Below are 24,742 nucleotides of genomic sequence, written 5' to 3'. Positions count from 1 at the left end.
CGCGACCGGCCGTTCACGGCCTCCCCTTCACGGCTTCCCGTCCGCCTCCGGCCCCTCCCCGGCGTACCGCCGGGCCAGCACCGCCACCGCCTCCGCCACGGCCCGCCGCAGCGCCTCCGGCCCCAGCACCTCCGCCTCCGTACCGAGCCGCAGCAGATCACCCACCGCGACGGCCTGCGACTCCACCGCCAGCTCCACCTCCACCCATCCCTCGCCGTCCGGCGGGCCCGCCCCCTCCAGCGCCCGCGCACCCGCCGCCCCGAACTGCATCGGCAGCAGCTTCCGCCCCCGGGGCGAGAGGCGCAGCCGCGCCGTCCCCCCGCGCAGCGCGGCCTCCAGCCGCCGGGACGACTGCGTCCAGTACGCGGCGAGGTCGAAACCGGCGGGTCGCTCGAAGCCCTCGTCCGCCACCTCCACCTCCACGAACCGCGACACCCGGTACGTGCGCACCGTTTCCGCCCCGGCCGCCTCCCCGGCCGCCCCGCTCCCGCCCGCGGACGCCACCAGGTACCAGATCCCGCCCTTGAGCACGAGCCCCAACGGCTCCAGTTCCCGCCGCACTTCACCGCGCCAGCGCCGGTAACGCGCCCGCACCACCCGTTCCTCCCAGACCGCGCGCGCCACCGCCGCCAGGAACGGCACCGGCTCGGCATCCCGGAACCAGGCCGGGGCGTCCAGGTGAAACCGCTCCTGCGCCCGCGCCGCCCGCTCGCCCGATCCGGCGGGCAGCGCCGCCCGCAGCTTCCGCTGAGCCGTCGACAGGACCGCCCCCAGCCCCAGGTCCCGCGCGGGCCCCGGCACCCCCGCCAGGAAGAGCGAAACGGCCTCGGTGTCCGTCAGCCCGGTCAGCCGCGTGCGGTAGCCGTCCACCAGCCGGTACCCGCCGGCGGGCCCCCGGTCGGCACAGACCGGCACGCCCGCCGCGCCGAGCGCCTCGACGTCCCGGTAGACCGTCCGCACCGACACCTCCAGCTCGGCGGCGAGCTCGGGGGCGGTCATCCGGCCCCGGTTCTGCAGCAGCAGGAGGAGGGAGAGGAGGCGGTCGGCACGCATGCGGCCATTGTTCCGGCGCGTCCGCCGTACCTGACAGGAGATGTCAGGTACGGCGTCCACCGTGGTCACCCGAGGCGCGCGCCGCGCGACGAGCAGGACGAGAGGGAGACCCAGGACCCATGCCCGGCACACGGACCACCGGCCACTTCACCTTCGCCGACTGGAAGGAGCACCCCGTCGGCCCGGACACCACGGGCGCCCGGCTCGCCCACGCCTCCGCCACCAACACCTTCACGGGCGGCGTCGAGGCAGCCGGAACGCTCTGCGAGTACTCGATCGTTTACCTGCCGGACGGGACCGGCACCTTCGCCGGCATGGAACTGCTGACGGGACGGATCGACGGGCGGGAGGGCGCCTTCGCGCTCGAGGAACGGGGCACCTTCGACGCCGACGGCACGGTGCGCTGCGTGTTCGAGGTGGTGGCCGGGTCGGGGACGGGGGAGCTGACCGGGCTGCGCGGGAGCGGGGGGTTCACCGTCCGGCCCGGGGAGAAGGAGGTGGCGTACGAGTTCACGTACGCGCGGGAGTGAGGCACCGCGGGCGGGCGGAACTTCGTGGATCGGGGAAACGGGCTCTGTGTACAGTGGAGCAGCCTGCGCGAGCGGTGTGCCGATCGCGCGGTGCCTCCTTAGCTCAGCTGGTTAGAGCGCCGCTCTTGTAAAGCGAAGGTCGTCGGTTCGAATCCGACAGGGGGCTCTCCCACTGAACAGCGCGAACGCCCCGGCCGGTGATCGGTCCGGGGCGTTCGACATCCACGGGTGGCATCGGCCCGGGCGGTCGGTCACGGTCGGGCCCCGGCTGCGCTCCGCTCCGCCGGGCGCCATGGACCACGCCCGCTCCACGGTGTGCGGATCGACGGCGGACGGGATGGGAGCTGGGTGAGTGGTGGGTTCAGTCGGGGTTCCCGTCGAGCACCAACATGATGTGCTCATGCTCGCCGTACCGGACTGTCCCTGTACGCCGGAAGCCGTGTTTCTCCAGCAGCCGCACCGAGCCGGTGTTCCCGCTGAAGGGATCGGCGTACAGCGGACGGGCCCTCTCCCTTTCCAGGAACAGCGCCAGTGCCTGCGTGCCGATGCCGCGCCCCCAGTACTGTCGGCCGAGCCAGTACCCGATGAAGCGCCGACGACCCTCGCCCCACCACGCCGCCACGTTGCCCGCCAGTTCTCCGTCGACGGTGACCGCCTGCACGAAGACGGTGGGGTCCCCGAGAACCCTCGTCGCCCAGTGGGTCATGAAGGCTTCCCGTTCCCGGGGCGGGAACTTCGACCGCTGTACGGCCTCAGGGTCGTGCTCCTGCGCGAAGAACTCCTCCAGATCGGGCTGTTCGACGTCTCGTAAACGCACCTGATCACTCATGGCGGTGGAGTCTGCCACCAGCCACTGACACTCCGGATGTGAGCCCTCCAGCGTGCTGAGCCGAACTCGGCAAGGCGAGTCCGGCTCCCCGACATCGACTTCCGGCACCGACAAGCGCGAACGCAAGCGTTGAAGCAGTATCGGCGTGAACGTCCCACACCGCTGCGGGGCGGGTCGCCCGGGCCCGGAAATTCCTCATGATCCACCTGATGAGGATGAGGTTGGTCAGCACATCAGGACCGGGCGGGCCCTTGTCCAGCAGTTGATGGACGGCAACCCGTCCGTTCCGGTCCGGTCGTCAACGTCCCCGCCGACAGGTCAGGATGATCCCGACAGCAGCCAGCACCGCGACCACGAAGACAAACCATGCCGGCAGTAAGTCAAGCCCCTTGTAGGCGATCGGGGCGGTTGTGGGCATCAGTCCTCCTCAAGCACGAGCAATTTCCGAGTGCCCGTCACCAAGGTCGAGATGCCGTCCAGCTGCTCACCGCCTTCCGGCCCCACGGTCGTGCGTGTCCACCTGCCTGACAACGCCCACGAACAACGGCGGACAAGCGCGGACACCTGCGGATCATCACCCGCGGTGAACATCGCGCCTCGGCCGGCCTGACATCCGCAGTCGACATCAACGGCGGCAGACGGCGGCGACTACGGGTGGTCCGTGCCGACCTTGCTTCCCGGGTATCCGAAGCCCGTACGACCGCGTTGATCGGATTTGTGAAGCGAAGGTCGTCGGTTCGAACCCGAAAGGGGCTCTGGAAAGCCCAGGTCACCTGTGTGGCCTGGGCTTTCGTCACGCCTGTGCGCCGCCCAGCTCCGCCAGGGCCCCGTCCGTCAGGCGGTACACCGTCCACTCGTCCTGGGGGCGGGCGCCGAGGGACTCGTAGAAGGCGATGGACGGGGTGTTCCAGTTCAGGACGGACCATTCCAGGCGTCCGTAGCCGCGCTGGACGCAGATGCGGGCCAGTTCCGTGAGGAGGGCCTTGCCGTGGCCGGCGCCGCGGGCCTCGGGGCGGACGTAGAGGTCTTCGAGGTAGATGCCGTGGACGCCGCGCCAGGTGGAGAAGTTGAGGAACCACAGGGCGAAGCCGACGGGGGCGCCGGTGGTGTCGTCCTCGGCGATGTGGGCGTAGGCGGCGGGGTGGGGGCCGAAGAGGGCCTCGTGGAGCTGTTCGGGGGTGGCCCTGGCCTCGGACAGGGACTTCTCGTAGTCGGCGAGTTCGCGGATGAGGGTGTGGAGGACGGGGACGTCGTCGGGGGTCGCGGTGCGGATCATGGGCGCAGGTTAGTGGGCGCGGCCGAGCAGGCCGCGGGCGATGTCGAGGTGCCTCTCCTCCGGGGGTTCGTCGGCTTCGAGGTTCCACAGGCAGGTCTGGAGGACGCGGGCGAGGGTCCAGGCGCGGGCGCGGGGGCGGTCGAGGCCGAGGATGTCGGTCAGGGCGTCGAAGCGCCAAGGGGTGTCGGTGGGTCGTAGCGGTTGTGGAGGGCGGGGAAGAGGTCGAAGGCGGGGTCGCCGGCGAGGGGTTTGGGGTCGATGGCGAGCCAGGGGGCGCGCGGGGAGGCGAGGACGTTGTCGTAGTGGAGGTCCCAGTGGAGGAGGCGGTCGCCGGGGGTGCCGGCGACTTCGCGGGTGGCGGCGGCGCAGTCGGCGAGGAGGCGGCGGGTGGCGGGGTCGGGGGTGCGGGGGAGGACGCGGTGGGCGCGGTCGAGGAGGGCGGGGACGAGGTCGGCGAGGCGGCGCAGGCCGGTGGGGGCGGGGGTACTGGTGAGGCGGGCGAGGAGGCGGGCGATGACGGGGACGGCTTCGTGGGCGTCCTCGACGCGGGCGAGGGTGCGGGCGGGGTCGAGGCGTTCGAGGAGGAGGGCGCCGGTGGCGGGGTCGTGGTCGAGGAGGCGGACGGCCCCGTCGCCGTTCCAGGTGCGCAGGGCGAGGGGTTCGCCTTCGCTCTCGTCGTCGGGGAGGTGGAGCTTGAGGGCGGCGGGGGTGTCGTCGTGGCGGCGTACGACGGGGAGGACGAGGGCGGTCCGGCCGTGCAGGGAGGGGCCGTCGAGGCGGAGGCCCCAGTGGTCGAGGAGGCGGACGGCGAGGGCGGGGAGGGAGGCGATGAAGGCGCGGCCCGCTTCGCCGTTGTCCCTGGCCTGGGCCGCGGCGAGGGGTTCCGGGATGTCGATCACGGGTGGGGACGGTAGCGGGGGCGGGCCCGGTGGGGAGGGACTTCGGCGGAATCCGCGGCGACGGCGGCCGCGGGTGCGGACCCGCACCCCGGGCGGGGTGCGGGCCCGGCCGGCGGTGTCGCGGACGGTGGCGTTTCCCCTCCGGTACGCGGGGGGTGGTCCTCCGGTGGTGCGTGAGCCACCGGGCGGGGACGCGCCGCCGGACGCCCTGTCCGTGCGGGGCGTCCGGGCGGCGTTGCTCCGGCCGGAACACCGCGGGCCCGGACGCGTCGCGCCCCGGTGCGTGTCCCGGCCACCGCCGGTCACGGTTCCAGGACCACCTTGCCGGTCGTGCCCCGGCTCTCCAGCGCGCGGTGGGCGGCGGCGGCCTCGGCGAGCGGGAAGCGCTGGACGGCGGGGGTGAGGCGGCCCTCGGCGGCCTCGGTGAGGGCGCGCAGCTCGAGGGTGCGCATCGGGTCGGGGCCGCCGGCCCTGCCCAGCATCACGGGGCCGAGGACCTGCTCGGAGACGCCGTCGACGAGGTAAGGCCCGCCGTCGCGCAGGCCCTCGCCGGACCAGCCGAAGACGAGGTGCTTGCCGCCGGGGCCGAGCAGGGCGACGGCTTCGCGGGCCACGTCGCCGCCGACGCCGTCGAAGACGACGGTGGCGTGCCGGCCGCCGAGGTGGGCGCGGACCTTTCGCGGCCAGGCGGGGTCCTTGTAGTCGACGGCGAGGTCGGCGCCGTTCACCTCGACGCGGGCGGTCTTCTCCGGGCCGCCGGCCAGGCCGATCACCGTGGCGCCGGCGTTCTTGGCGTACTGCACGAGGAGGGTGCCGATGCCGCCGGCGGCGGCCGGGATCACGGCGACCGAGCCGGGTCCGAGCTCGGCGAACTGCAGGATCCCCATCGTCGTACGGCCCGTGCCGATCATGGCGACGGCCTGGGCGAAGTCGAGGGTGCCGGGGATCTCGTGGAGGCGGCCGGCGTCGGTGACGGCGAGCTCGGCGTAGCCTCCGGGCGCGTGGCCGAGGTGGGCGACGACCCGTTTGCCGAGCCAGCCGTCCGGGGCGTCCGCGCCGAGGGCGTCGACGACCCCGGCGACCTCGCGGCCGGGGACGGTGGGCAGGGCGGGCAGTTCGGGCAGCGGGCCCCGCACGCCCTCGCGCAGGGCGGTGTCCAGCAGGTGGACGCCGGCGGCGCGGACGGCTATGCGGACCTGGCCCGGGCCCGGTACGGGGTCCTCGACCCGCTCGTGAACGAGGTTCTCGGCCGGGCCGAAGGCGTGCAGTCGGACGGCGTGCATGAGTTCCCCCTGTCGGGTCCGCCGGGGCGCGGCCGGTTCGGCGGCGCTCCGGTGCGGTCTGTGGCTGCGGACCCACTCTTCGACCTCGAGTCCGCTTGAGGTCAAGCTTTCGCCTGCCCGGGTCCGGGGGACGGTCAGTGGTGGCATGCGGCATGGGGGGCATGGCGAGGGCGGCGGCGGGCGGTGGGCCGGGGGGCGGCGGTGAGGGCGGCACGGCGGCCGGAGGCGCGCCTGTCGCCGCTGGTGCCGTACGGCGGCGGAGGGCGGGAGCCGGACCTCGCCGGCGCCCGCCCGGAGCGGGTGGAGTCCGTCGACTGCGCGGTGAGGGGGGCGGACCTGAGCGCGGCGGTCCTGCGCGATGTCGGCCTGCGCCGGGTCGCCGCGCTGGACGTAGCCCAGGGGGGCGGACCGGTTGGCGGGGGCGGTGATCAGCCCGGCGCGGCCGATGGACCCGGCGCCGGTGCCGGCGGTGGGGCCGGGGGTCCGGGTGGAGGGGTGAACGGCGCCGGTGTCCGGTTCAGGGCAGGCGGGGGAAGCGGGCCTGCAGGGTCCAGACGGCCGGGTTGTCCGCGAGGTCCTCGTGCATGTCGGTGAGGTCGGCGATCAGGTCGTGCAGGAAGTCGCGTGCCTCCCGGCGCAGTTCGGCGTGGGAGAAGGACAGCGGGGGTTCGGACGGCGGCAGCCACTCCGCCTCGATGTCCACCCAGCCGAAGCGGCGCTCGAACAGCAGGCGATCGGTGGACTCGGTGAAGTCCAGCTCGGCGTGCTGGGGGCGGGAGGCGCGGGAACCGGCCGGGTCCCGGTCGATCAGCTCCGCGATGTCGCACAGCGCCCACGCGAAGTCCAGCACCGGTACCCATCCCCAGGCCGTGGAGATCTCCCGGTCCGCCTCGGTGTCGGCGAGGTACACGTCGCCGCAGAACAGGTCGTGCCGCAGGGCGTGGACGTCCGCGCGGCGGTAGTCGGTCTGCGGCGGGTCGGGGAAGCGGGGGGAGAGGGCGTAACCGATGTCGAGCACGGGCCGATGGTGTCACGGCGGCGGCGGTCGTGCGGCGGTGGGCGGCGGTGGACGGGGCGGCGGCGGTGGACGGGGCGGCGGCGGGGGCGGGGCCCGGTCGGCGTCGCGGTTGCCGGGGCCGCGCGCGCCCATAGGATCACGGGGTGCGCAGACCTCGACTGCCCGTCCCGGCCACCGCCGTCACCGTCGCCGCCGCCCTGACCGCGCTCACCGCGTGCGGCGGCGGCGGTGTCCACGGCACCCCCGGCGGTTCCGGGGTGCGCGACCCGTACTTCCCGAAGGCGGGCAACGGCGGCTACGACGTCACCCACTACGCCCTCGACCTCGCCTACGACCCCGAGGCCGCCCACCTCGCCGGCACCGCGACCCTCACCGCCCGCGCCACCCAGGACCTGTCCGCCTTCTCCCTGGACCTCAAGGGCCTGGACGTCGAGCGCGTCACCGTCGACGGCGAGGCCGCCCGGTGGAACCGCACCGGCCAGGAGCTGACCGTCCGGCCGCCCGACGACATCGGCGACGGCGCGCGGTTCCGTGTCGCGGTCCGCTACTCCGGCACCCCCGAGACGATCACCGACCCGGACGGCTCGCGGGAGGGCTGGCTGCGCACGGACGACGGGGCGCTGGCGCTGGGCCAGCCCACCGGTTCGATGGCGTGGTTCCCCGGCAACCACCACCCCTCCGACAAGGCGGCCTACGACCTCACGGTGACCGTGCCCGAGGGCCTGCGGGCCGTCTCCAACGGCGAGCCGGCGGGCGAGCGGACCAGCGGGGGCCGTACGTCGTTCACCTGGCGCACCGCCGAGCCGATGGCGAGCTACCTCGCCACCCTCGCCATCGGCGAGTACGACATCGACCGCTTTGCCACCGGGGACGGCCTGCCCGTGTACACGGCCGTCGACCCGGACCAGGCCGGTGCGAGCCGGGCGGTGCTCGGGCGGATCCCCGAGGTCGTGGAGTGGGCGCGGGACCTGTTCGGCCCCTACCCGTTCTCCACCACCGGCGCGATCGTCGAGGACGCGCGGGACGCCGGGTACGCGCTGGAGACGCAGAGCCGGCCGGTCTTCCCCGGCGCCCCCGACGTCCTCCTCCTGGTCCACGAACTCGCCCACCAGTGGTACGGCGACTCCGTCACGCCCAGGAGCTGGCGGGACATGTGGCTGAACGAGGGGTTCGCCACGTACGCGGAGTGGCTGTGGGAGGAGGACCACGGCGGCGACAGCGCGCAGGAGACGTTCGAGGCGCTCTACGACGGCTCGTACCCCGGCGACGAGGAGGAGACGGTGTGGGCGTTCGCGCCGGCGAACCCGCCCGGTGCCGAGCACGTCTCCGCCGACCCGGTCTACCTGCGGGGCGCGATGGTGCTGCACAAGATCCGGCAGAAGGTCGGCGACGACGCCTTCTTCGGCCTGATCCGGGGCTGGGCGGATGCCCGCCGGTACGGCAACGCGGACACCGGGGACTTCACGGCCTACGTGGAGAGGAAGGCGCCCGGCCACGACTTCGACGGGGTCTGGGAGGAGTGGCTGTACGGCGACGGGAAACCGGAGCGTCCCTGACCCGTGCCCCGGTCGTCCGGCGGCGGGCCCGGCCCCGGGACACGTGCCGGAGCCGGCGGGCGGCGGGGTGAGGAGCGCGCGGGCGGCCCGCCGCGGACACGGCGCGGCCCCCGGCCGGAGGAGGCCGGGGGCCGCGCCGCCGCGGACGGGGTCCGTCAGACGTTCACGCCGAAGTCCTGGGCGATGCCGACCAGGCCCGAGGCGTAGCCCTGGCCGACCGCGCGGAACTTCCACTCGGCGCCGTTGCGGTACAGCTCGCCGAAGACCATCGCGGTCTCGGTGGCCGCGTCCTCCGACAGGTCGTAGCGGGCGATCTCGGTGCCGCCGTCCTGGTTGACGATGCGGATGTAGGCGTTGCGGACCTGGCCGAAGTTCTGGCCGCGGTTCTCGGCGTCGTAGATCGAGACCGGGAAGACGACCTTGTCGATGTCGGCCGGGAGCGCGGCGAGGTTGACGTTGATCGCCTCGTCGTCGCCGGCGCCCTCGCCGGTGCGGTTGTCACCGGTGTGGACGATGGTGTTGTCCGGGGTCTGCTTGTTGTTGAAGAAGACGAAGTGGGCGTCGGAGTAGACCCTGCCCTGGGGGTTGACCGCGATCGCGGAGGCGTCGAGGTCGAAGTCGGTGCCGGTGGTGGTGCGGACGTCCCAGCCGAGGCCCACGGTGACGGCGGTCAGGCCCGGAGCTTCCTTGGTGAGCGAGACGTTGCCGCCTTTGGACAGGCTTACAGCCATTGCGGGAGTCCTTTCCTCGTTTACGTACGGCAAGAAGCTACAGCTACCCCTGAGAACGACGAGAGAGGTACACGGAGTTCCGGGTTGCTTTACTTTCTTTACCGTCACCTCCCCTTCACCGCCGCGCCACCGTGCCGCCCCCGGCGGGCGGGGCGCGGGGCGCGGGACGCGGATATTCGGGTGACGTGGACCGGGCACGGCCGGGAACATGGACGGCATGTCGGCTCCCCATGTCATCCGCGGCTCGGTCCACCTCCCCGAGGCGGAGCTGATGTGGCGTTTCTCGCGGTCCTCGGGGCCGGGCGGACAGCACGTCAACACCACCGACTCGCAGGTGGAGCTCCGTTTCGACCTGGCCAGGACCGAGGCCCTGCCCGAGGTGTGGAAGCAGCGGGCGCTCCAGCGGCTCGCCGGGCGGCTGACCGACGGGATCGTCACCGTGCGCGCCTCCGAGCACCGCTCCCAGTGGTGCAACCGCGAGGCCGCCGCCGTACGCCTGGCCGCCCTGCTCGCCGAGGCGACCGCGCCCCCGCCCAAGCCGCGCAGGCCCACCCGGGTGCCCCGCGGCATCAACGAGCGCCGCCTGCGCGAGAAGAAGCAGCGCGCGGAGACCAAGCGGGGCCGGTCGCCGAAGAACTGGTCCTGACCGGGCCGGACCGGGCGGGGCCGAGGACGCCGGCCGCCCGGTCCCGCCCGTCCCGCCCGTGACGCGGGGACCGGGCCGCCGCGGGGGTTCCCGGGGCTCAGCCCAGGTGCCGGTACCGCCCCCGGAAGTACGTCAGCGGGCCGCCGCCGGCGTCCGGGACGCGGGCGGTGAGGACGCGGCCGATCACCAGGGTGTGGTCGCCCGCCGGGACGCGCTGCTCGGTGCGGCATTCGAGGGTGGCCAGGGCGCCGCCCACCAGGGGGGCGCCGGACACCTCGCCGCGGACGTGGGGGAGGTCCGCGAACAGGAGGCGGTCGCTGATGCGGCCCTTCATGGCGAAGCGGCCGGCTATGTGCCGCTGTCCCTCGGAGAGGACGGAGACCGCCCACAGGGGCTGCTCGGCGAGCAGGTCGTCCATGCGGGAGCCCTCGCGCAGGCTGACCAGGACCAGCGGCGGGTCCAGGGAGACGGAGAGGAACGCCGTCGCGGTCATGCCGACGTCCTCGCCGCGCGGTGCCCCGGGGTCGTCCGGGTCGAGCGGCGGCTCCTGCGCGGTCACCAGGATGACGCCCGAGGCCAGCCGGGACATGGCGGCGCGGAACTCGTCGTGGCTCACCCCTTCAGCATGCCCGGGGGCGGAGGGGGCCGGCGAGGAGGCGGGGGCGGGGGAGGCGGGGACAGGGGAGGCGTTCGGCACGTCCGTCACGTTAACCGGCGGGTTCCGGCGCCCGCATCGGGCCCCGGGTCCAGCCGGGACCTAGGTCCTCGGCAGGAGGCACCCGGTCCCGGGGTGACGGAGTCACGCACATGCCCGCAAACATTGCGTTCGGCAAGTGCACGGGGAAAGCGGAAACACCACTCAATTGTTCATGTTTGCATGTGACTTGAGTCACAAGGGGCGATAATTGTTGACCCTGTGTACCGAGTGGGCAGCGCGCTGTGATTCAGTGGCGGGAAGCTGCAAGGGCACCACCCGAAACGGCGCCGAACACAACCCTTGATTCGCTGCGAGGTCTCGGGGGGAGGGCGAGCATGGAGACCGAGTCGGAACCGTACGTCCGCCTTGCGTCCCTGCGTCAACTGCACCAGGTCATGGCCGACATGAACACGGCCCGCAGCCTGGCGGACACACTGCAGAGCGTCGCCGACGGCGCGGTCCACGCCCTCGGCTACGAGCTGGCCTGCGTCAACCTGGTGCGCCCCGACGGCGACCTGGTCGTCGCCGCCTTCTCCGGCAACCCGGCCGCCGAGGCCCTCATCACCGGCCGCGTCGGCTCGCGCGAGGCCTGGGACCGGCGGCTGGCCATGGGCGAGCGGTGGGGCGACCTGGTGTTCATCCCCCACACCGAGGGCTGGGTCCTCGACGACGACGACGTCCCGCAGTGGTACACCGACGGGCCCGCGCCCCGCTTCGAGGACGAGTGGCACCCCGCCGACCGCCTCTTCGCCCCCATGTTCGCGCCCGGCCCGCACGGCGGCCGCTCCAGCGGCGAGCTGATCGGCGTGCTCTCCGTGGACCGGCCGCGCAACGGGCGGCGGCCCGGCGCCTGGGGCCGCGAGGCGCTGCAGATGTACGCCTTCCAGGCCGCCATCGCGATATCCAACGCCCGGCTGCGCGCCAACATGCAGCGCGCCCTGGTCCGGCTGGAGCGGGAGCAGCAGGCCCTGCGGGCCAGCGAGGAGAGCTTCCGGCAGGCCTTCGAGTACGCCCCCTCCGGCATGGCCATCGCCGAGATGGGCGGCGAGCAGCACGGCCGCATCCTGCGCACCAACGACGCCCTGTGCCGCCTGCTGGGCCGGCCCGCCTCCGCGATGCGCCGCTACTCCTTCTCCGACCTCGTCCACCCCGAGGACATAGGCACCCTGCTGCGCACCTCCGCCGAGGGCGGCCGGGCCGAGCTCCGCCTCGGCCGCCGCGACGGCACCTACGTCTGGGTCTCCCTGCGCAACAGCGTCGTCGCCGACGCCGCCGACGGGCCCCGCTTCCTGCTCACCCACGTCGAGGACATCGAGGAGCGCAAGCGCCGCGAGCTCCAGCTCGCCCACCGCGCCTCCCACGACTCCCTCACCGGCCTGCCGAACTCCGCCGAGCTGCGGGCGCGCCTCTCCGCCCGGCTGTGCACGCGTCCCCGGTCCGCGCAGCCCACCGCGGTCGACGCCATGGACGCGGCCTACGGCGACGTCCTGGACTCCGGCGGCCACCGCTTCGACTTCCCGGCCGTCTCCGAGCCGTACGACGCCTACGACCACCACGTCCACGCCGTCGCCCCCGAGGGCGACCGGGACGACGGCACCAAGGGGCTCGCGGTCCTCTTCTGCGACCTCGACGGCTTCAAGTCGATCAACGACCGGTTCGGGCACAACGCGGGCGACGCCGTCCTCATCGAGGTCGCCCGGCGCCTGAGCAACGGCGTGCGGGACGGCGACACCGTCGCCCGGCTCGGCGGCGACGAGTTCGTGATCCTCGCCGACGGGCTCGGCCAGGCCGACGCCCAGGACCTCGCCGTGCGGCTGCGCAACGAGATCATCCAGCCGATCCGGGCCGAGGGGCGGGCCGTGCGGGTCGGCGCCAGCTTCGGCATCGGGTGGGCGCACTGCGGCATGACGGCCGACGAAGTGCTGAAGTCCGCTGACGAACGGATGTACGTCGAGAAACGATCTCGTCCCAAACAGCACCGGCGAGCCGGATAACCCCAGGTCGGCGGCTTGACGCGATTCCGGTCACCCTTTCGGGTGACAAGAAGCGGGTAGGCTCGCTCTCTCACCACCCGTACCGCAATCGCACCGCACCTGGTTAGGAGACCTAGGGATGACGCCCGGCAACAACGGCGCGAGCACGCCCGAGGACGACGACCCGTTCGGCTATCTGTACGCCGACGGGCAGGCCAACGGGGCCCAGCCGCCGTCCGGTGGCTACGGCTACCCCAATTCGGTCAACCGCGTGCGGGCCGTCGGGTCCCGGCAGTACGGGCACCAGGCCCAGGCCGCTCCGACCGCTCCGTACGGCCAGGCGCCGCAGCAGCGGGGCGCCCACGGCCGGCCGAACCCGCACTACGCCGCCCCGGAGACGCTCCCCGGCGGCCCGGGCGGACCCGGCGGCGCCCAGCGCCCGGCGCCGCACGGCACGGGCGGCCAGAACGGCGGCCGGGGCCGCGGACCCAACACCAAGGGACTGCTGATCGGCGCGGTCGCGGTGGTCGCCGCGGTCGTCGTCGGCATAGGCGTGGCCATGACCACCAGCGACTCGGGCGACGACAAGGGCGGCAACCAGGCCGCTCCCTCGCCGACGCAGTCGCAGACCTCCGAGCCGAGCCCGACGAGCAGCGCCGACGGCGAACCGCAGGTTGAGCTGCCGACGATCGACGCCAAGGCGCTGCGGCTGGGCGGCGGCGCCTCCCTGGCGTCGGACGTGTCGGGCGCCCAGTCCGAGGGCGGCATCTACGTGGCCAACCTCAACCAGACGGGCGCCTCGGTCACCTGGACCGTCAGCGGCATCCCGAAGGACGGCCCCTACACCGTCTTCGCCCGCTACAGCGCGGCCGGCGAGGACCAGTCGATGACGCTGACGGTCAACGGCAAGGAGTTCGGCAGCAAGCTGAACCTGGGCAACTTCGCCCACGCGCAGGACGGCGACTTCGCCAAGGGCTGGACCGAGACCTACGCCTGGCCGACCCTCAGCAAGGGCACCAACACGATCTCGCTGTCCTGCCAGGACGGCGACAAGTGCGACGTCCTGCTGGACCAGTTCTGGCTGAAGGAAGGCCAGGTCAAGCGCAGCTAGGCGCGCTGTCCTCCGCCGTCACCGCCACCCGTCCCAGCAGCTCCCCGTAGGCCGCCCGGTCGAACTCGCCCGCCGCCGGCGCCAGCACCGTCGCCGCCGACAGGGCGGTCGCGCGGACCAGCCGGTCCGGCCAGGGCAGGCGTTCCACCAGGCCCGACAGCAGGCCCGCGACCGCCGAGTCGCCGGCGCCGGCCGGGTTGCCGCGGACGGGGGTGGGCGGGGCGGCGCGCCAGCGGCCCTCGGGGGTCGTCGCCAGCAGCCCGTCGGCGCCCAGGGAGGCGACCACGGAGCGGGCGCCGCGGCGGCGGGCGTCCTGCGCGGCGCGCAGCGGCTCGTGGGAGCCGGTCAGCTCGGCCAGTTCCCCGGCGTTGGGCTTGATGAGGTCGGGGCGGGCGGCGACCCCCCGGCGCAGCGGTTCGCCGCCGGTGTCCAGCAGGACCGGGACCCCGGCGGCGCGGGCCGTGCGTATCAGCCCGGCGTAGGCGCCCACCGGCACGCCCGGCGGCAGGCTGCCGCACAGGGCGACGGCGCGGGCGCCGGCGAGCAGGCCCTCGTAGGCCTCCTGGAAGGCGTTCCACTCGGCGGGCGTGATCATCGGGCCGGGCTCGTTGAGCTGGGTGGTGTCGCCGGTGTGCTCGTCGACGACGGCGATGGTGCGCCGGGTGGCACCGGAGACCGGGACCAGCGCGTCCGCGATCCCCGGCACGGCGGCCAGCCGCTCCCGCACCTCCCGCCCGGTGGCGCCGCCCGCGAAGCCGGTGACCGTCACCTCGTGCCCGAGGGCGGCCAGGACGCGGGCGACGTTCAGCCCCTTGCCGCCGGGGCGTTCGGTCACCTCCCGGACCCGGTGGGAGGCGTGCGGCCGCAAACCCCGTACGCGGTAGGTGACGTCGAGAGCGGTGTTCAGCGTGACCGTGAGGATCACCTGGGCCGACCTCCCCCGATTGACTCACCCGACATGTGGTTCCCGGAGGGTCTCCGGGGGGTCGATCATGCCAAAGAGACGGCGGCCGGCCCAGTCCCGCGACCGGCCGCCGTACCCGCGAACGGGACGGATCAGCCCAGTTGGGGATCGACCACCCACGCGCCCCGGCGCATGACGCCCTTGAGGGCGAAGCCGGCGTCGAGGACCACCAGGTCGGCGTCCTTGCCGGGCTCCAGGGAGCCGATCCGGTCGTCCAGGCCCAGCAGCCGGGCCGGGTTGGCGGAGATCGCCGCGACCACGTCCTCCACCGGCAGCCCGTCCACCGTCACCGCCCGCTGGAAGGCGCGGTCCAGGGTGAGCGTGGAGCCGGCGATCGAGCCGCCCTCGACCAGCCGGGCCACGCCGTCGGCGACCTCGACCTCCATGGGGCCGAGCATGTAGCGGCCGTCGCCGAAGCCGGCCGCGTCCATCGCGTCGGTGACGAAGGCGACCCGGGCGGCGCCCGCGTGGTGGAAGGCCAGGCGCAGGGCGGCCGGGTGCAGGTGCGTGCCGTCGTTGATCAGCTCGACGGTGACCCGCTCGTCCTCCAGCAGCGCGGCGATCGGGCCGGGGGCGCGGTGGCCGAGCGGCGGCATCGCGTTGAACAGGTGTGTGGCGACCGTGGCGCCGGCGTCGATGGCCCGGAGCGTCTGCTCGTAGGTGGCGTCGGTGTGCCCGACCGCCGCGATCACGCCGTGCTCGGTGAGCAGCCGTACCGAGTCCAGGCCGCCGGGCAGCTCGGTGGCGAGGGTCATCATCTTCGCGTGGCCGTGCGCGGCGTCGATCAGCTTGCGGACCTCCGCCGGATCGGGGTCGCGCAGCAGCGCCTCGTCGTGGGCTCCCTTGCGGCAGGGGGAGATGAACGGCCCCTCGAAGTGGATGCCGGCGATCTCGCCCTGCTCGGCCAGTTCGGCGAGGACGCGGGCGTGCCGGGCGAGGAAGTCCAGGTCGCCGGTGACGGCGGAGGCGACCAGGGTGGTGGTGCCGTGCAGGCGGTGGGTGCGGATGCCCTGGAGGATCTCCTCGGGGGTGCCGCCGGCGAAGGAGGCGCCGCCGCCGCCGTGGTTGTGCAGGTCGACGAAGCCGGGGACCACCCAGTGGCCGGTGAGGTCGACGACCTCGGCGCCGGGCGGGGCCTCGGCGGCGATGCGGGTGCCCTCGACGGCCAGGCGGCCGTCGTCCACGGTGCCGGTGGGCAGGACCACCCGGGCGCCGGCGAGGAGCTTGCTGGGGGCCATCAGGCGGTTACCTCCGGGGGAGTGGTGGGGGAGTGCAGCAGGTCCCAGGCCATGAGCCCGGCACCGAGGCATCCGGCGGCGTCCCCCAGGGCCGCGGGGACGATCTCGGGCAGCTTCTGGAAGGTGACGCGCCGCCGGACGGCGTCCCGCAGCGGTGTGAACAAGGTTTCCCCCGCCTCGGCGAGGCCGCCACCGATGATCAGGGTGCGCGGGTCCAGCAGGGTGAGCGCGGTGACCAGCCCGTCGGCGAGCGCCTCCACGGCGTCCCGCCACACGCGCCGGGCCCGCGCGTCCCCGGACTGCGCGGCCCTGGCGCAGTCGGCCGCGTCCGCGTCCGCGTCGCCGCAGGCCGCCGCCCAGGCCCGGCCGACGGCGCCGGCGGAGGCGTACCGCTCCAGGCAGCCGCGCTGCCCGCACGGGCAGGGCTCGCCCCGGGGCCGTACGACGATGTGGCCGATCTCCCCGGCGAAGCCGTGGGCGCCCGCCTCCACCCGGCCGTCGATGCCGATGGCGCCCGCGATGCCGGTGCCCAGCGGCACGAACAGGAACCGGTCGGCTCCGCGTCCGGCGCCGACGCGGCCCTCGGCGAGGCCGCCGGTGCGCACGTCGTGGCCGAGGGCGACGGGCAGGCCGTCCAGCCGCTCGGCGAGCAGGGCGCGCAGGGGGACGTCGCGCCAGCCGAGGTTGGCCGCGTAGACGGCGGTGCCGTGCCGTTCGTCGACGATGCCGGGGACGGCGAGGCCGACGGCGCGGGCGGGCTCGCCGAACCGGTCGGCGCCCAGGGCGCGCAGCTCGGCGGCGAAGTCCAGGACGCCCGTGACGACCGCTCCGGGGCCGCGCTCGCGGCCGGTGGCCCGGCGGGCCCGGTGGAGCAGTTCGCCCCCGGCGCCGACCAGGGCGGCCTTGATCCCGGTGCCGCCCACATCGAGGGCGATGACATGTCTCACGGGGACAGTGTGGCCCGTCCACCCGCAAGAGGTCTAGTCCACTTCGGTGGTGTAGACCTTAGGGCTGCAATCTCGAAGATTTCGCGTCGTGGAGCTTCAGAGTCCGTTTCCCTCGGTTCCCTCCGGTCCCCTGCCGGGTCCCTGTGGGTTCCCTGTCGGTTCTCTGTCGGCCCTCGCGCGACGCAAGGCAAGGTTGGGGCGTAATCGGTGCAGCGGCTTAGGACGGGAACGATCGCGGCGGTGGCCGCACTGGGCCTGACGGCGGTCCTCGGTGGCTGCGGCCTCGTGGGAGGCTCCGACGTGACCTTGAAGCTCGTCGCCGCCGACTACGGCGACAGCAAGGCCAACAGCTCCCGGAAGTACTGGGACGACCTGGTGAAGGCGTACGAGGCCGAGCACCCCGGCGTGGAGATCGACGTCACCGTCTACTCCTGGAACGACGTCGACCGCAAGGTCCGGGAGATGGTCGACGCGGGCCAGGCACCCGACATGGCGCAGATCGGCGCCTACGCCGACTACGCGGACAAGGACCTGCTCTACCGGGCCGACGACCTGCTCTCCATCCCCGTCCAGGCCAACTTCGTCTCCCAGCTGGCGAGCGCGGGCCAGGTCAGGGGCGTGCAGTACGGCATGCCGTTCGCGGCCTCCACCCGCGTGCTCTTCTACAACAAGACCCTCTTCGCCGAGGCCGGACTCACCCCGCCCAAGACCTGGGACGACCTCGCCCGGGCCGCCGGGGTGCTGAAGGAGCAGGGCGTGAAGTACCCCTACGCGCTGCCGCTGGGCCCCGAGGAGGCACAGGCCGAGACCATGCAGTGGATGCTCAGCGGCAACGGCGGCTACACCACGACGGCCGGCACCTACCGCATCGACTCCAGCGAGAACGTCGCCGCCTTCACCTGGCTCAAGGACGAGCTGGTCGGCAAGGGCCTCACCGGTCCGGTCGCCCCCGGCAAGCTCAACCGGGCCGCCGCCTTCGCGGCGTTCGCCGACGGCGACGTCGGCATGCTCAACGGGCACCCCTCGCTCATGAAGGCCGCCACCGCCAAGGGCGTGGAGTTCGGCATGGTGCCCACCCCGGGCGTGGAGGGCGAGAGCAAGGCGACCCTCGGCGTCACCGACTGGATGACGGCCTTCAAGCGGAACGGCCACCAGGAGGAGATAGGCGACTTCCTGGACTTCGTCTACAGCGACGACAGCGTCCTCGGCTTCTCGCGCAAGTACGACCTGTTGCCGGTCACCACCTCCGCCTCCGAGACCATGAGCACGTCCGCCCGGGACAAGGCGCTGCGGCCGTTCCTGAACGAGCTGCTGGTCTCCGAGCTGTACCCGGTCGGCAAGGTCTCCTGGGCCGAGGTCAGCGCGGAGATCAAGAAGCGGATCGGCCAGGCGGTCGCCCCCGGCGCCTCCCCGGCGACCGTGCTCGGCGGCATCCAGGCCACGGCGAACCGGGCCGAGAGCGCGGAGTAGCGCCGGGCGGCACCGGGAGCGCGGAGCGGACGGGACGCCCCGTCCGCCGCCGCCCGCTGTCGGTGCCGCGCGTTACGGTGGCGGGCATGGAGCAGGAGAAGCCCGCGGAGCCCGCGGAGCCCGAGAAGCCCGCGGAGCCCGGGGAGTCCGGGGAGCCCGCGGTGCCGGAGGAGCTCGCGGAGTCCGGGGAGCCCGAGAAGCTCGCGGAGCCCGGGGAGCCCGGGGAGCCCGGGGAGTCCGGGGAGCTCGCGGAGTCCGGGGAGCCCGGGGAGCCCGGGGGGTCCGGGAAGCCCGGGGAGTCCCGGGAGCTCGGCCGGCGGGAGCGGCGCGTCCTCGCGCTCGAACGCCGCGGCTTCCCCGGCCCCGGCGCGAAGGAGCGCGCCATACGGGAGGAGCTGGGACTGGCCCCCGTCCGCTACTACCAGCTGCTCAACGCCCTGCTCGACGACCCGCGGGCCCTCGCCCTCGACCCGGTGACGGTGAACCGGCTCCGCCGGGTCCGCGAGGCCCGCCGGGCGGAGCGCTTATGGTCGGCGGGTCCCGGGGGCGTAGGGGCGGCCCGCCGGGGATAGGTTCGCCCTATGGGCAGCCACAAGGACTCCACCGACGACTCCCCGTACGCCGCGGTCCCCTCCGCGGGCCATCCCGTGAACGACCTGCCGGCACCCGCGACCGAGGCCGGGCGGGAGGGGCTGGACGCCCTCCTCGCGCGCCCCGGCCGCGCGGTGGTCGCGCTGGACTTCGACGGCACGCTCGCCCCGATCGTGCCGGACCCCGACCGGGCCCGCGCCCACCCCGGCGCCGTACCGGCGCTCGCGGCCCTCGCCCCGCAGGTCGCCGCCGTCGCGGTGGTCACCGGCCGTCCGGCCGAGGTCGCCGTCCGGTACGGCGGCTTCTCGGGCGTGCCCGGCCTGGAACACCTCGTCGTCCTCGGCCACTACGGCGCCGAACGTTGGGACGCCGCCACCGGCGGGATCACCGCCCCCGACCCCCACCCCGGGGTCGCCGCCGCCCGCGCCGAACTGCCGGACCTGCTGGAGAGGGCCGGGGCGGGGCAGGGCACGTGGATCGAGGAGAAGGGCCGCGCGTTCGCCGTCCACACCCGCCGCGCCACCGATCCGCAGGCCGCCTTCGAGGCCCTGCGCGAGCCCCTGGCCGGCCTGGCCGCCCGCCACGGCCTGGTCGTCGAGCCGGGGCGGATGGTCCTGGAACTGCGCCCGCCGGGCATGGACAAGGGCGTCGCCCTGACCGAGTACGTCCGCGCGATCGGCGCCGGGTCCGTCCTCTACGCCGGTGACGACCTCGGCGACCTCCCCGCCTACGCGGCCGTCGACGGCCTCCGCGCCGCCGGCACGCCCGGCCTGCTGGTGTGCAGCGGCAGCGACGAGGTGACGGAGCTGCGGGAGCGGGCCGACCTGGTGGTGGACGGCCCGGCGGGGGTGGTGGACCTGCTGCGGAGCCTGGCGGCCCGCCTCGCCTGAGGCCGTCCCGGAAACCACCGGGGCGGGCACCCCGTGCGGTGCCCGCCCCTTCCGCTCGTCCCGCTCGTCCCGCTCGTCCCGCTCGTCCCGCCGGTCCTCCGGGCCCGGGCGGCTCAGCCCCGCAGCGCCTCCAGCTGGTCCAGGAACCACCGCCCCGGCGGCAGCGCCGTGGCCGCGGCCGCCAGTCGCTTGCTCCGCTCGGCCCGCTCGCCCGCCGGCACGCTCAGCGCCTCGTGCAGGGCCCGCGCCGTGCCCACCACGTCGTAGGGGTTCACCACGAACGCGTCCTCGCCCAGCTCCTCGTACGCCCCCGCCTCCCGGGACAGCACCAGCGCGCAGCCCTCGTCGGAGACGACCGGCACCTCCTTCGCGACCAGGTTCATGCCGTCCCGGATGGGGTTGACCAGCGCCACGTCGGCCAGCCGGTAGGCCGCCAGCGACCGCGCGAAGTCGTCCTTGACGTGCAGCACCACCGGCGTCCAGCCCGGCGTCCCGTACTGCTCGTTGATCTCGGCCGCCAGCCGCTGCACCTCGGCCGTGTAGTCCCGGTACACCGCGAGGTCCTGCCGGGAGGGGTAGGCGAACGCGACGTGCACGACCCGCTCCCGCCACTCGGGGCGGTCCTCCAGCAACTGCCGGTAGGCCAGCAGCCCGCGCACGATGTTCTTTGACAGCTCGGTGCGGTCCACGCGCACGATCGTCTTGCGGGGGCTCCCGTCCGGGCCCGTGCCGATCTCCTGGCGCAGCGCCGCCATCCGCTCGCCGACGTCCGCCTCGTGCGAGCGGCGCCGCAGGAACTCCGCGTCCGCGCCGAGCCCGTGCACACCGACCCGGGTGGTGCCGAGCCCCCCGGCGAACGCCTCGCAGCAGGCGGTGAACGCCTGCGCCCAGCGGTGGGTGAGGAACCCGAGCCGGTCCGCGCCCAGCATCCCCTTCAGGACCTGTGCGGCCACGTCGTCGGGCAGCATCCGGAAGTACTCCGGCGGCGCCCACGGCGTGTGCGAGAAGTGCCCGATGCGCAGGTCGGGCCGCAGCTCCCGGAGCATCCCCGGCACCAGCGTCAGGTGGTAGTCCTGCACGATCGCGACCGCGCCCTCGGCGGCCTCCTCGGCCAGCGCCTTCGCGAAGGCCCGGTTGTACGCCTCGTACGAGGCCCACTGCCGCCGGAACTCCGCGTCGAAGACCGGCTCCAGCGGCGTCTGGTAGAGCATGTGGTGGACGAACCACAGCACGGAGTTGGCGATGCCGTTGTAGGCGCCGGCGTGCACGTCGGCGGGGATGTCCAGCATCCGCACGCCGTCCTCGCCGGCCCCGCGCCGCACCGCCTCCCGGTCGCCGTCGGACAGCGCCGAGCACACCCACAGCGCGCCCGCGTCCGGCCCGATGGCCGACAGTCCGGAGACCAGCCCGCCGCCCCCGCGTTTCGCGGTGAGCGAGCCGTCCTCCTCCACCTGGTACGACACCGGTCCCCGGTTGGAGGCCACCAGCACCTGAGCAGTACCGAACGTTGAAGCCATACGCCTCAACCTAGCCCGGCCCGGAAACGCTCAAACGTTCGCGAGCGCCATCGCGACTGTGAATTCACCGGAAACCTTGTGGGAACCCTGTGCGCAGTTAAAAGATGTGAGATACACGTTTCATTAGGTGTCCCGTGACATGTACGGGACCTCTGGGGGAGGATCCATGCACTTCATACGCGTCCGCCGACTCCTCGGCGCGGCAGCGCTGGTGGGGGCCGGCGCGCTCACCCTGGCCGGATGCGGAGGCGGGAGCGCCGACACGACGGCGGACAAGCCTTCCACGTCCGCCTCCACCACCACCGCCACTGCCTCTGCCACCGCCACCGCTTCGCCGAGCGGCACCGGCCCGGAGACGTCCCCCGGCGGCACGCCGACGCCGGCCGTCGTCCCGTTGAGGGACCTCACCGGCGCGAGCATCGGAAAGGCGATCGCCGCGGCCGAGTCCGGTGGGTTGCGCTACGCCGTCTACCTCCAGGGCACCGGACTGTCGCGGGACGGCGGCGGGCAGCGGGCCTCCTCCTGGGCGGCGGACGAGGAGGTCTGCGACCAGATCGACGGTTCCGACGGCGCCTCCTACGACGTGGCGTTCACCGTCCCCCGCAACGGCCGCGACTGCGCGGGACGGCTGCTGCACACGCCGGAGCCGACGCGCGAGGCCGGCACCGGGAGTGGGAGCGGATCGTCGGCCAGCGGCGGTTCGACCGGGGGTGGCGGAGGCACGGCCTGCGCGATCACCAGCCCCGCGGGCAACTGCTACGCCGACGGTCAGTTCTGCGCCAACCGTCACCACGGTCTGAGCACCTACGGCCGGGGCGGCGAGTACCTGACCTGCAGCCAGGACGGCTCCGGTCGCTGGCGCTGGTCGGACGGCGCCGTCGGCTGACGCGAACCACGGGTTCCGGGGCGTTCACGCCACCTTCCGCGCCGCGTACTCCGCGATCCCCGCCATCGGCGGCCTCTCCTCGGTGTCCACGGGGTACGTCCGCGGCTCGAAGCCGTTCTCGCCGCGCTCGAACTGGGTGAGGGAGGGCCGCACCAGGTGGCCGCGGGCCAGGCGGAGCTGGGCGGTGCGGTAGATGGCGGCGGCCATCCGGCCCAGCGCCTGGCCGTCCTGGTGGCGGTGCTTGCGCACGCCCACGTCGACCTGGGCGAGGGCGCCCAGGCCCACCAGGTGCAGGGCGTCGACGAGCATGCCGAGCTCCACGCCGTAGCCGACGGGGAAGGGAAGCCGTTCCAGCAGGGAGCGGCGGGCCGCGTACTCGCCGCCCAGCGGCTGCACGAATCCGGCCAGCTGCGGCCAGTGCATGTTCAGCAGCGGGCGCGCCATCAGCTCGGTGACCCGGCCGCCCTGCCCGGCCGCGCCGCCCAGCGGACGGTCGTACATGGCCTTGACGAGGTGCACGTCCGGGTCGGTGAGCAGCGGGCCGACGATGCCGGTGACGAAGTCGGAGGAGAACTCCCGCAGGTCGGCGTCGACGAAGCAGACGAGGTCGCCGCTGGTGACCATCAGCGAGCGCCACAGCACCTCGCCCTTGCCGGGCACGGCCGGGATGCGCGGGAGGATCTCGTCGCGGTGGACCACGCGCGCGCCCGCCGCGGCGGCCACTTCGGCGGTGCGGTCGGTGGAGCCGGAGTTGATCACGACCAGCTCGTCGACGAGCGGTGCCCGCAGCACCAGGTCGCGGCGGATGGCGGCGACGATGTCGCCGACGGTCTCCTCCTCGTCGAGGGCGGGGAGGACGACGCTGACCGACTGCCCCGTGGCGCGCTTGGCGGCCAGGATCTGCTGGAGCGGTCGGTCGGACAGGGACCAGGAGCGTGCGCTCAGCCAGCGCTCGACTTCTTCCAGCATGGTCGACGGCTCCTTCGCTCTCTCCCCGGCGGTCCGGTTCTCTCGGCGGTCCGGTTCTCTCGGCGGTCCGGTGTGATCCATCTCGCGGTTCGGACGGCTCCCTCAACCGTCCTGGCCTTCGGTTACAGTCTTGAGCAACACGGGTGACCATCGCATGTCGGGGGTCACGATCCTCCTTGTCCGCCCGTGTTCGCGCACATTCACACAACCGCATACAGCTCATCCAGAGGGGCAGAGGGACACGGCCCGATGAAGCCCCGGCAACCCTCCAGTCGGTTCTCGTTCAGGAGCGAGGCTCCCGGCTAGGGAAGGTGCCAAATCCGTCTCGCGGCGAGGTGCGCCGCGAGGAAGATGAGGAGAAAGGGCCTCGCCTCACATGGCTGTGCAGACCGTCGCAACCACTTCCGCCTCCGTCGACCTCGGGCCCGCCGCGGCGCTCTCCTGCCGGGAGTGCGGCCACCGCGTCCCGCTCGGCCCGGTCTTCGCCTGCGAGGAGTGTTTCGGCCCGCTGGAGGTCGCCTACGACTTCTCGGGCCACGACGCCGAAGAGCTCCGCAAGCGCATCGAAGCGGGTCCCGCGAACATCTGGCGTTACGCCCCCCTCCTGCCGGTACCCGCCGACGTGGCCGACAAGCCGAACCTCAACCCCGGCTGGACCAGGCTCGTCAAGGCCGACCGCCTCGCCCGCGAACTCGGCGTCACCGGCGGCCTGTACGTCAAGGACGACTCCGGCAACCCGACCCACTCCTTCAAGGACCGCGTCGTCGCCCAGGCCCTGGAGGCCGCCCGCGCCTTCGGCTTCACGACGCTGTCCTGCTCCTCCACCGGCAACCTGGCCGGCGCCGTCGGCGCCGCCGCCGCCCGCGCCGGCTTCCGCTCCTGCGTGTTCATCCCGCACGACCTGGAGCAGGGCAAGGTCGTCATGGCCGCCGTCTACGGCGGCGAGCTCGTCGGCATCGAGGGCAACTACGACGACGTGAACCGCTTCTGCTCGGAGCTGATCGGCGACCCGGCCGGCGAGGGCTGGGGCTTCGTCAACGTCAACCTCCGCCCCTACTACGCGGAGGGTTCCAAGACCCTCGCGTACGAGATCTGCGAGCAGCTCGGCTGGCGGCTGCCCGACCAGATCGTCGTCCCGATCGCCTCCGGCTCCCAGCTCACGAAGATCGACAAGGGACTGCGGGAGCTGATCGAGCTCGGGCTGGTCGAGGACCGGCCGTACAAGATCTTCGGCGCGCAGGCCGAGGGCTGCTCCCCGGTGTCCACCGCCTTCAAGGCCGGCCACGACGTGGTGCGCCCGCAGAAGCCGGACACGATCGCCAAGTCCCTCGCCATCGGCAACCCGGCCGACGGCCCGTACGTCCTCGACATCGCGCGCCGCACGGGCGGCGCGGTGGAGGACGTCACCGACGAGCAGGTCGTGGACGCGATCAGGCTGCTCGCCCGGACCGAGGGCGTCTTCGCCGAGACCGCCGGCGGTGTGACCGTGGGCGTGACGCGCAAGCTGATCGAGAACGGCGTCCTGGACCCGGCGAAGACGACCGTCGTCCTCAACACCGGCGACGGCCTGAAGACCCTCGACGCGGTGGCCGGCACCGGTGTGACCGCGACGATCCGGCCCACCCTGGACTCGTTCCGCGAGGCCGGTCTCGCCTAGGCCCTGTCGCC

General features: G+C 73.8%; 22 protein-coding genes, 1 tRNA gene, 1 pseudogene and 1 riboswitch. Of the genes and pseudogenes, 11 read left to right on the top strand and 13 right to left on the bottom strand.

Annotation, left to right across the window (positions count from 1 at the left end; translation table 11 throughout):
• Positions 1–27 precede the first annotated feature (27 nt).
• Complete coding sequence (locus tag ACSU6Z_RS13300) at positions 28–1,053, bottom strand: helix-turn-helix transcriptional regulator (RefSeq protein WP_437045548.1); 1,026 nt, start codon at positions 1,051–1,053, stop codon at positions 28–30.
• 119 nt (positions 1,054–1,172) lie between these two features.
• On the opposite strand from ACSU6Z_RS13300, the gene ACSU6Z_RS13295 reads away from it, so the two are divergent.
• Positions 1,173–1,583 carry a DUF3224 domain-containing protein gene (locus ACSU6Z_RS13295; protein WP_437045546.1) on the top strand — a complete coding sequence of 137 codons (411 nt, stop codon included), beginning with the start codon at positions 1,173–1,175 and terminating at the stop codon, positions 1,581–1,583.
• Positions 1,584–1,675: 92 nt separating this feature from the next.
• Positions 1,676–1,749: transfer RNA gene (locus ACSU6Z_RS13290), tRNA-Thr, on the top strand.
• Positions 1,750–1,944: 195 nt separating this feature from the next.
• Here the strand turns inward: ACSU6Z_RS13290 and ACSU6Z_RS13285 are convergent.
• The 5 genes and pseudogenes from ACSU6Z_RS13285 to ACSU6Z_RS13265 form a co-directional block, all read right to left on the bottom strand.
• Positions 1,945–2,412: a GNAT family N-acetyltransferase gene (locus tag ACSU6Z_RS13285; protein WP_437045545.1), complete on the bottom strand. Its 468-nt coding sequence runs from the start codon at positions 2,410–2,412 to the stop codon at positions 1,945–1,947.
• 793 nt (positions 2,413–3,205) lie between these two features.
• Positions 3,206–3,688, bottom strand: coding sequence for an N-acetyltransferase family protein (locus ACSU6Z_RS13280; RefSeq protein WP_437045543.1), 483 nt, complete (start codon positions 3,686–3,688; stop codon positions 3,206–3,208).
• A gap of 9 nt (positions 3,689–3,697) precedes the next feature.
• A pseudogene (locus ACSU6Z_RS13275) lies at positions 3,698–4,587 on the bottom strand (aminoglycoside phosphotransferase family protein).
• A 302-nt stretch (positions 4,588–4,889) separates the two neighbouring features.
• The gene (locus ACSU6Z_RS13270) at positions 4,890–5,870 is read right to left on the bottom strand and encodes a zinc-binding dehydrogenase (protein ID WP_437045541.1); all 981 of its coding nucleotides are present in this window, start codon (positions 5,868–5,870) and stop codon (positions 4,890–4,892) included.
• A 517-nt stretch (positions 5,871–6,387) separates the two neighbouring features.
• Positions 6,388–6,888: a hypothetical protein gene (locus ACSU6Z_RS13265; RefSeq protein ID WP_437045539.1), complete on the bottom strand. Its 501-nt coding sequence runs from the start codon at positions 6,886–6,888 to the stop codon at positions 6,388–6,390.
• A 143-nt stretch (positions 6,889–7,031) separates the two neighbouring features.
• On the opposite strand from ACSU6Z_RS13265, the gene ACSU6Z_RS13260 reads away from it, so the two are divergent.
• On the top strand, positions 7,032–8,444 hold the full coding sequence (locus ACSU6Z_RS13260; RefSeq protein WP_437045537.1) for a M1 family metallopeptidase: 1,413 nt from the start codon (positions 7,032–7,034) through the stop codon (positions 8,442–8,444).
• Between the two features lie 155 nt (positions 8,445–8,599).
• On the opposite strand, the gene ACSU6Z_RS13255 is transcribed toward ACSU6Z_RS13260, so the two are convergent.
• Positions 8,600–9,175 carry a TerD family protein gene (locus tag ACSU6Z_RS13255; RefSeq protein WP_437045535.1) on the bottom strand — a complete coding sequence of 192 codons (576 nt, stop codon included), beginning with the start codon at positions 9,173–9,175 and terminating at the stop codon, positions 8,600–8,602.
• A 208-nt stretch (positions 9,176–9,383) separates the two neighbouring features.
• Here ACSU6Z_RS13255 and arfB point away from each other — a divergent pair, with 208 nt between their 5' ends.
• A complete protein-coding gene (arfB, locus tag ACSU6Z_RS13250) occupies positions 9,384–9,821 on the top strand; it encodes an alternative ribosome rescue aminoacyl-tRNA hydrolase ArfB (protein ID WP_437045533.1) in 438 nt (145 codons plus the stop codon).
• A 97-nt stretch (positions 9,822–9,918) separates the two neighbouring features.
• Here arfB and ACSU6Z_RS13245 read toward each other — a convergent pair whose 3' ends face one another.
• On the bottom strand, positions 9,919–10,437 hold the full coding sequence (locus ACSU6Z_RS13245; protein ID WP_437045531.1) for a flavin reductase family protein: 519 nt from the start codon (positions 10,435–10,437) through the stop codon (positions 9,919–9,921).
• A gap of 416 nt (positions 10,438–10,853) precedes the next feature.
• Between ACSU6Z_RS13245 and cdgB the strand changes: the two genes are divergently transcribed.
• Together cdgB and ACSU6Z_RS13235 are read left to right on the top strand one after the other, a co-directional pair.
• On the top strand, positions 10,854–12,512 hold the full coding sequence (cdgB, locus tag ACSU6Z_RS13240) for a diguanylate cyclase CdgB (protein WP_437045529.1): 1,659 nt from the start codon (positions 10,854–10,856) through the stop codon (positions 12,510–12,512).
• 118 nt (positions 12,513–12,630) lie between these two features.
• Positions 12,631–13,602: a carbohydrate-binding protein gene (locus tag ACSU6Z_RS13235; RefSeq protein WP_437045528.1), complete on the top strand. Its 972-nt coding sequence runs from the start codon at positions 12,631–12,633 to the stop codon at positions 13,600–13,602.
• On the opposite strand, the gene ACSU6Z_RS13230 is transcribed toward ACSU6Z_RS13235, so the two are convergent.
• From ACSU6Z_RS13230 to ACSU6Z_RS13220, 3 genes are all read right to left on the bottom strand, one after another.
• The gene (locus ACSU6Z_RS13230) at positions 13,589–14,527 is read right to left on the bottom strand and encodes a 1-phosphofructokinase family hexose kinase (protein WP_437045526.1); all 939 of its coding nucleotides are present in this window, start codon (positions 14,525–14,527) and stop codon (positions 13,589–13,591) included. The genes ACSU6Z_RS13235 and ACSU6Z_RS13230 overlap by 14 nt on opposite strands.
• Positions 14,528–14,658: 131 nt before the next feature.
• Positions 14,659–15,804, bottom strand: a complete 1,146-nt coding sequence (nagA, locus tag ACSU6Z_RS13225) for an N-acetylglucosamine-6-phosphate deacetylase (RefSeq protein WP_437045524.1) — start codon at positions 15,802–15,804, stop codon at positions 14,659–14,661.
• Positions 15,804–16,751: an ROK family protein gene (locus ACSU6Z_RS13220; protein ID WP_437045522.1), complete on the bottom strand. Its 948-nt coding sequence runs from the start codon at positions 16,749–16,751 to the stop codon at positions 15,804–15,806. Before ACSU6Z_RS13220 ends, nagA begins: the two co-directional genes overlap by 1 nt.
• A gap of 207 nt (positions 16,752–16,958) precedes the next feature.
• Here ACSU6Z_RS13220 and ACSU6Z_RS13215 point away from each other — a divergent pair, with 207 nt between their 5' ends.
• The 3 genes from ACSU6Z_RS13215 (at position 16,959) to otsB (ending at position 19,702) form a co-directional block, all read left to right on the top strand.
• On the top strand, positions 16,959–18,221 hold the full coding sequence (locus tag ACSU6Z_RS13215) for an ABC transporter substrate-binding protein (RefSeq protein ID WP_437045520.1): 1,263 nt from the start codon (positions 16,959–16,961) through the stop codon (positions 18,219–18,221).
• An 86-nt stretch (positions 18,222–18,307) separates the two neighbouring features.
• On the top strand, positions 18,308–18,793 hold the full coding sequence (locus ACSU6Z_RS13210; RefSeq protein ID WP_437045518.1) for a DUF3263 domain-containing protein: 486 nt from the start codon (positions 18,308–18,310) through the stop codon (positions 18,791–18,793).
• 9 nt (positions 18,794–18,802) lie between these two features.
• On the top strand, positions 18,803–19,702 hold the full coding sequence (gene otsB, locus ACSU6Z_RS13205; RefSeq protein ID WP_437045516.1) for a trehalose-phosphatase: 900 nt from the start codon (positions 18,803–18,805) through the stop codon (positions 19,700–19,702).
• 113 nt (positions 19,703–19,815) lie between these two features.
• Here the strand turns inward: otsB and ACSU6Z_RS13200 are convergent, their stop codons facing one another.
• Complete coding sequence (locus ACSU6Z_RS13200; RefSeq protein WP_437045514.1) at positions 19,816–21,219, bottom strand: alpha,alpha-trehalose-phosphate synthase (UDP-forming); 1,404 nt, start codon at positions 21,217–21,219, stop codon at positions 19,816–19,818.
• Positions 21,220–21,385: 166 nt separating this feature from the next.
• Here ACSU6Z_RS13200 and ACSU6Z_RS13195 point away from each other — a divergent pair, with 166 nt between their 5' ends.
• Complete coding sequence (locus tag ACSU6Z_RS13195; RefSeq protein WP_437045512.1) at positions 21,386–22,105, top strand: hypothetical protein; 720 nt, start codon at positions 21,386–21,388, stop codon at positions 22,103–22,105.
• A 24-nt stretch (positions 22,106–22,129) separates the two neighbouring features.
• On the opposite strand, the gene ACSU6Z_RS13190 is transcribed toward ACSU6Z_RS13195, so the two are convergent.
• Complete coding sequence (locus ACSU6Z_RS13190; RefSeq protein WP_437045510.1) at positions 22,130–23,074, bottom strand: glucosyl-3-phosphoglycerate synthase; 945 nt, start codon at positions 23,072–23,074, stop codon at positions 22,130–22,132.
• A gap of 216 nt (positions 23,075–23,290) precedes the next feature.
• Positions 23,291–23,432: riboswitch (SAM riboswitch) on the top strand.
• Positions 23,433–23,450: 18 nt separating this feature from the next.
• Between ACSU6Z_RS13190 and thrC the strand changes: the two genes are divergently transcribed.
• Complete coding sequence (gene thrC, locus ACSU6Z_RS13185; RefSeq protein ID WP_437045508.1) at positions 23,451–24,731, top strand: threonine synthase; 1,281 nt, start codon at positions 23,451–23,453, stop codon at positions 24,729–24,731.
• Positions 24,732–24,742 lie beyond the last annotated feature (11 nt).

The organism is Streptomyces sp. enrichment culture (genome assembly GCF_964273145.1).
Taxonomy (GTDB): Bacteria; Actinomycetota; Actinomycetes; order Streptomycetales; family Streptomycetaceae; genus Streptomyces.
Note: the sequence above shows the minus strand (reverse complement) of the source record. Positions and strands in the feature narration are given on the sequence as shown.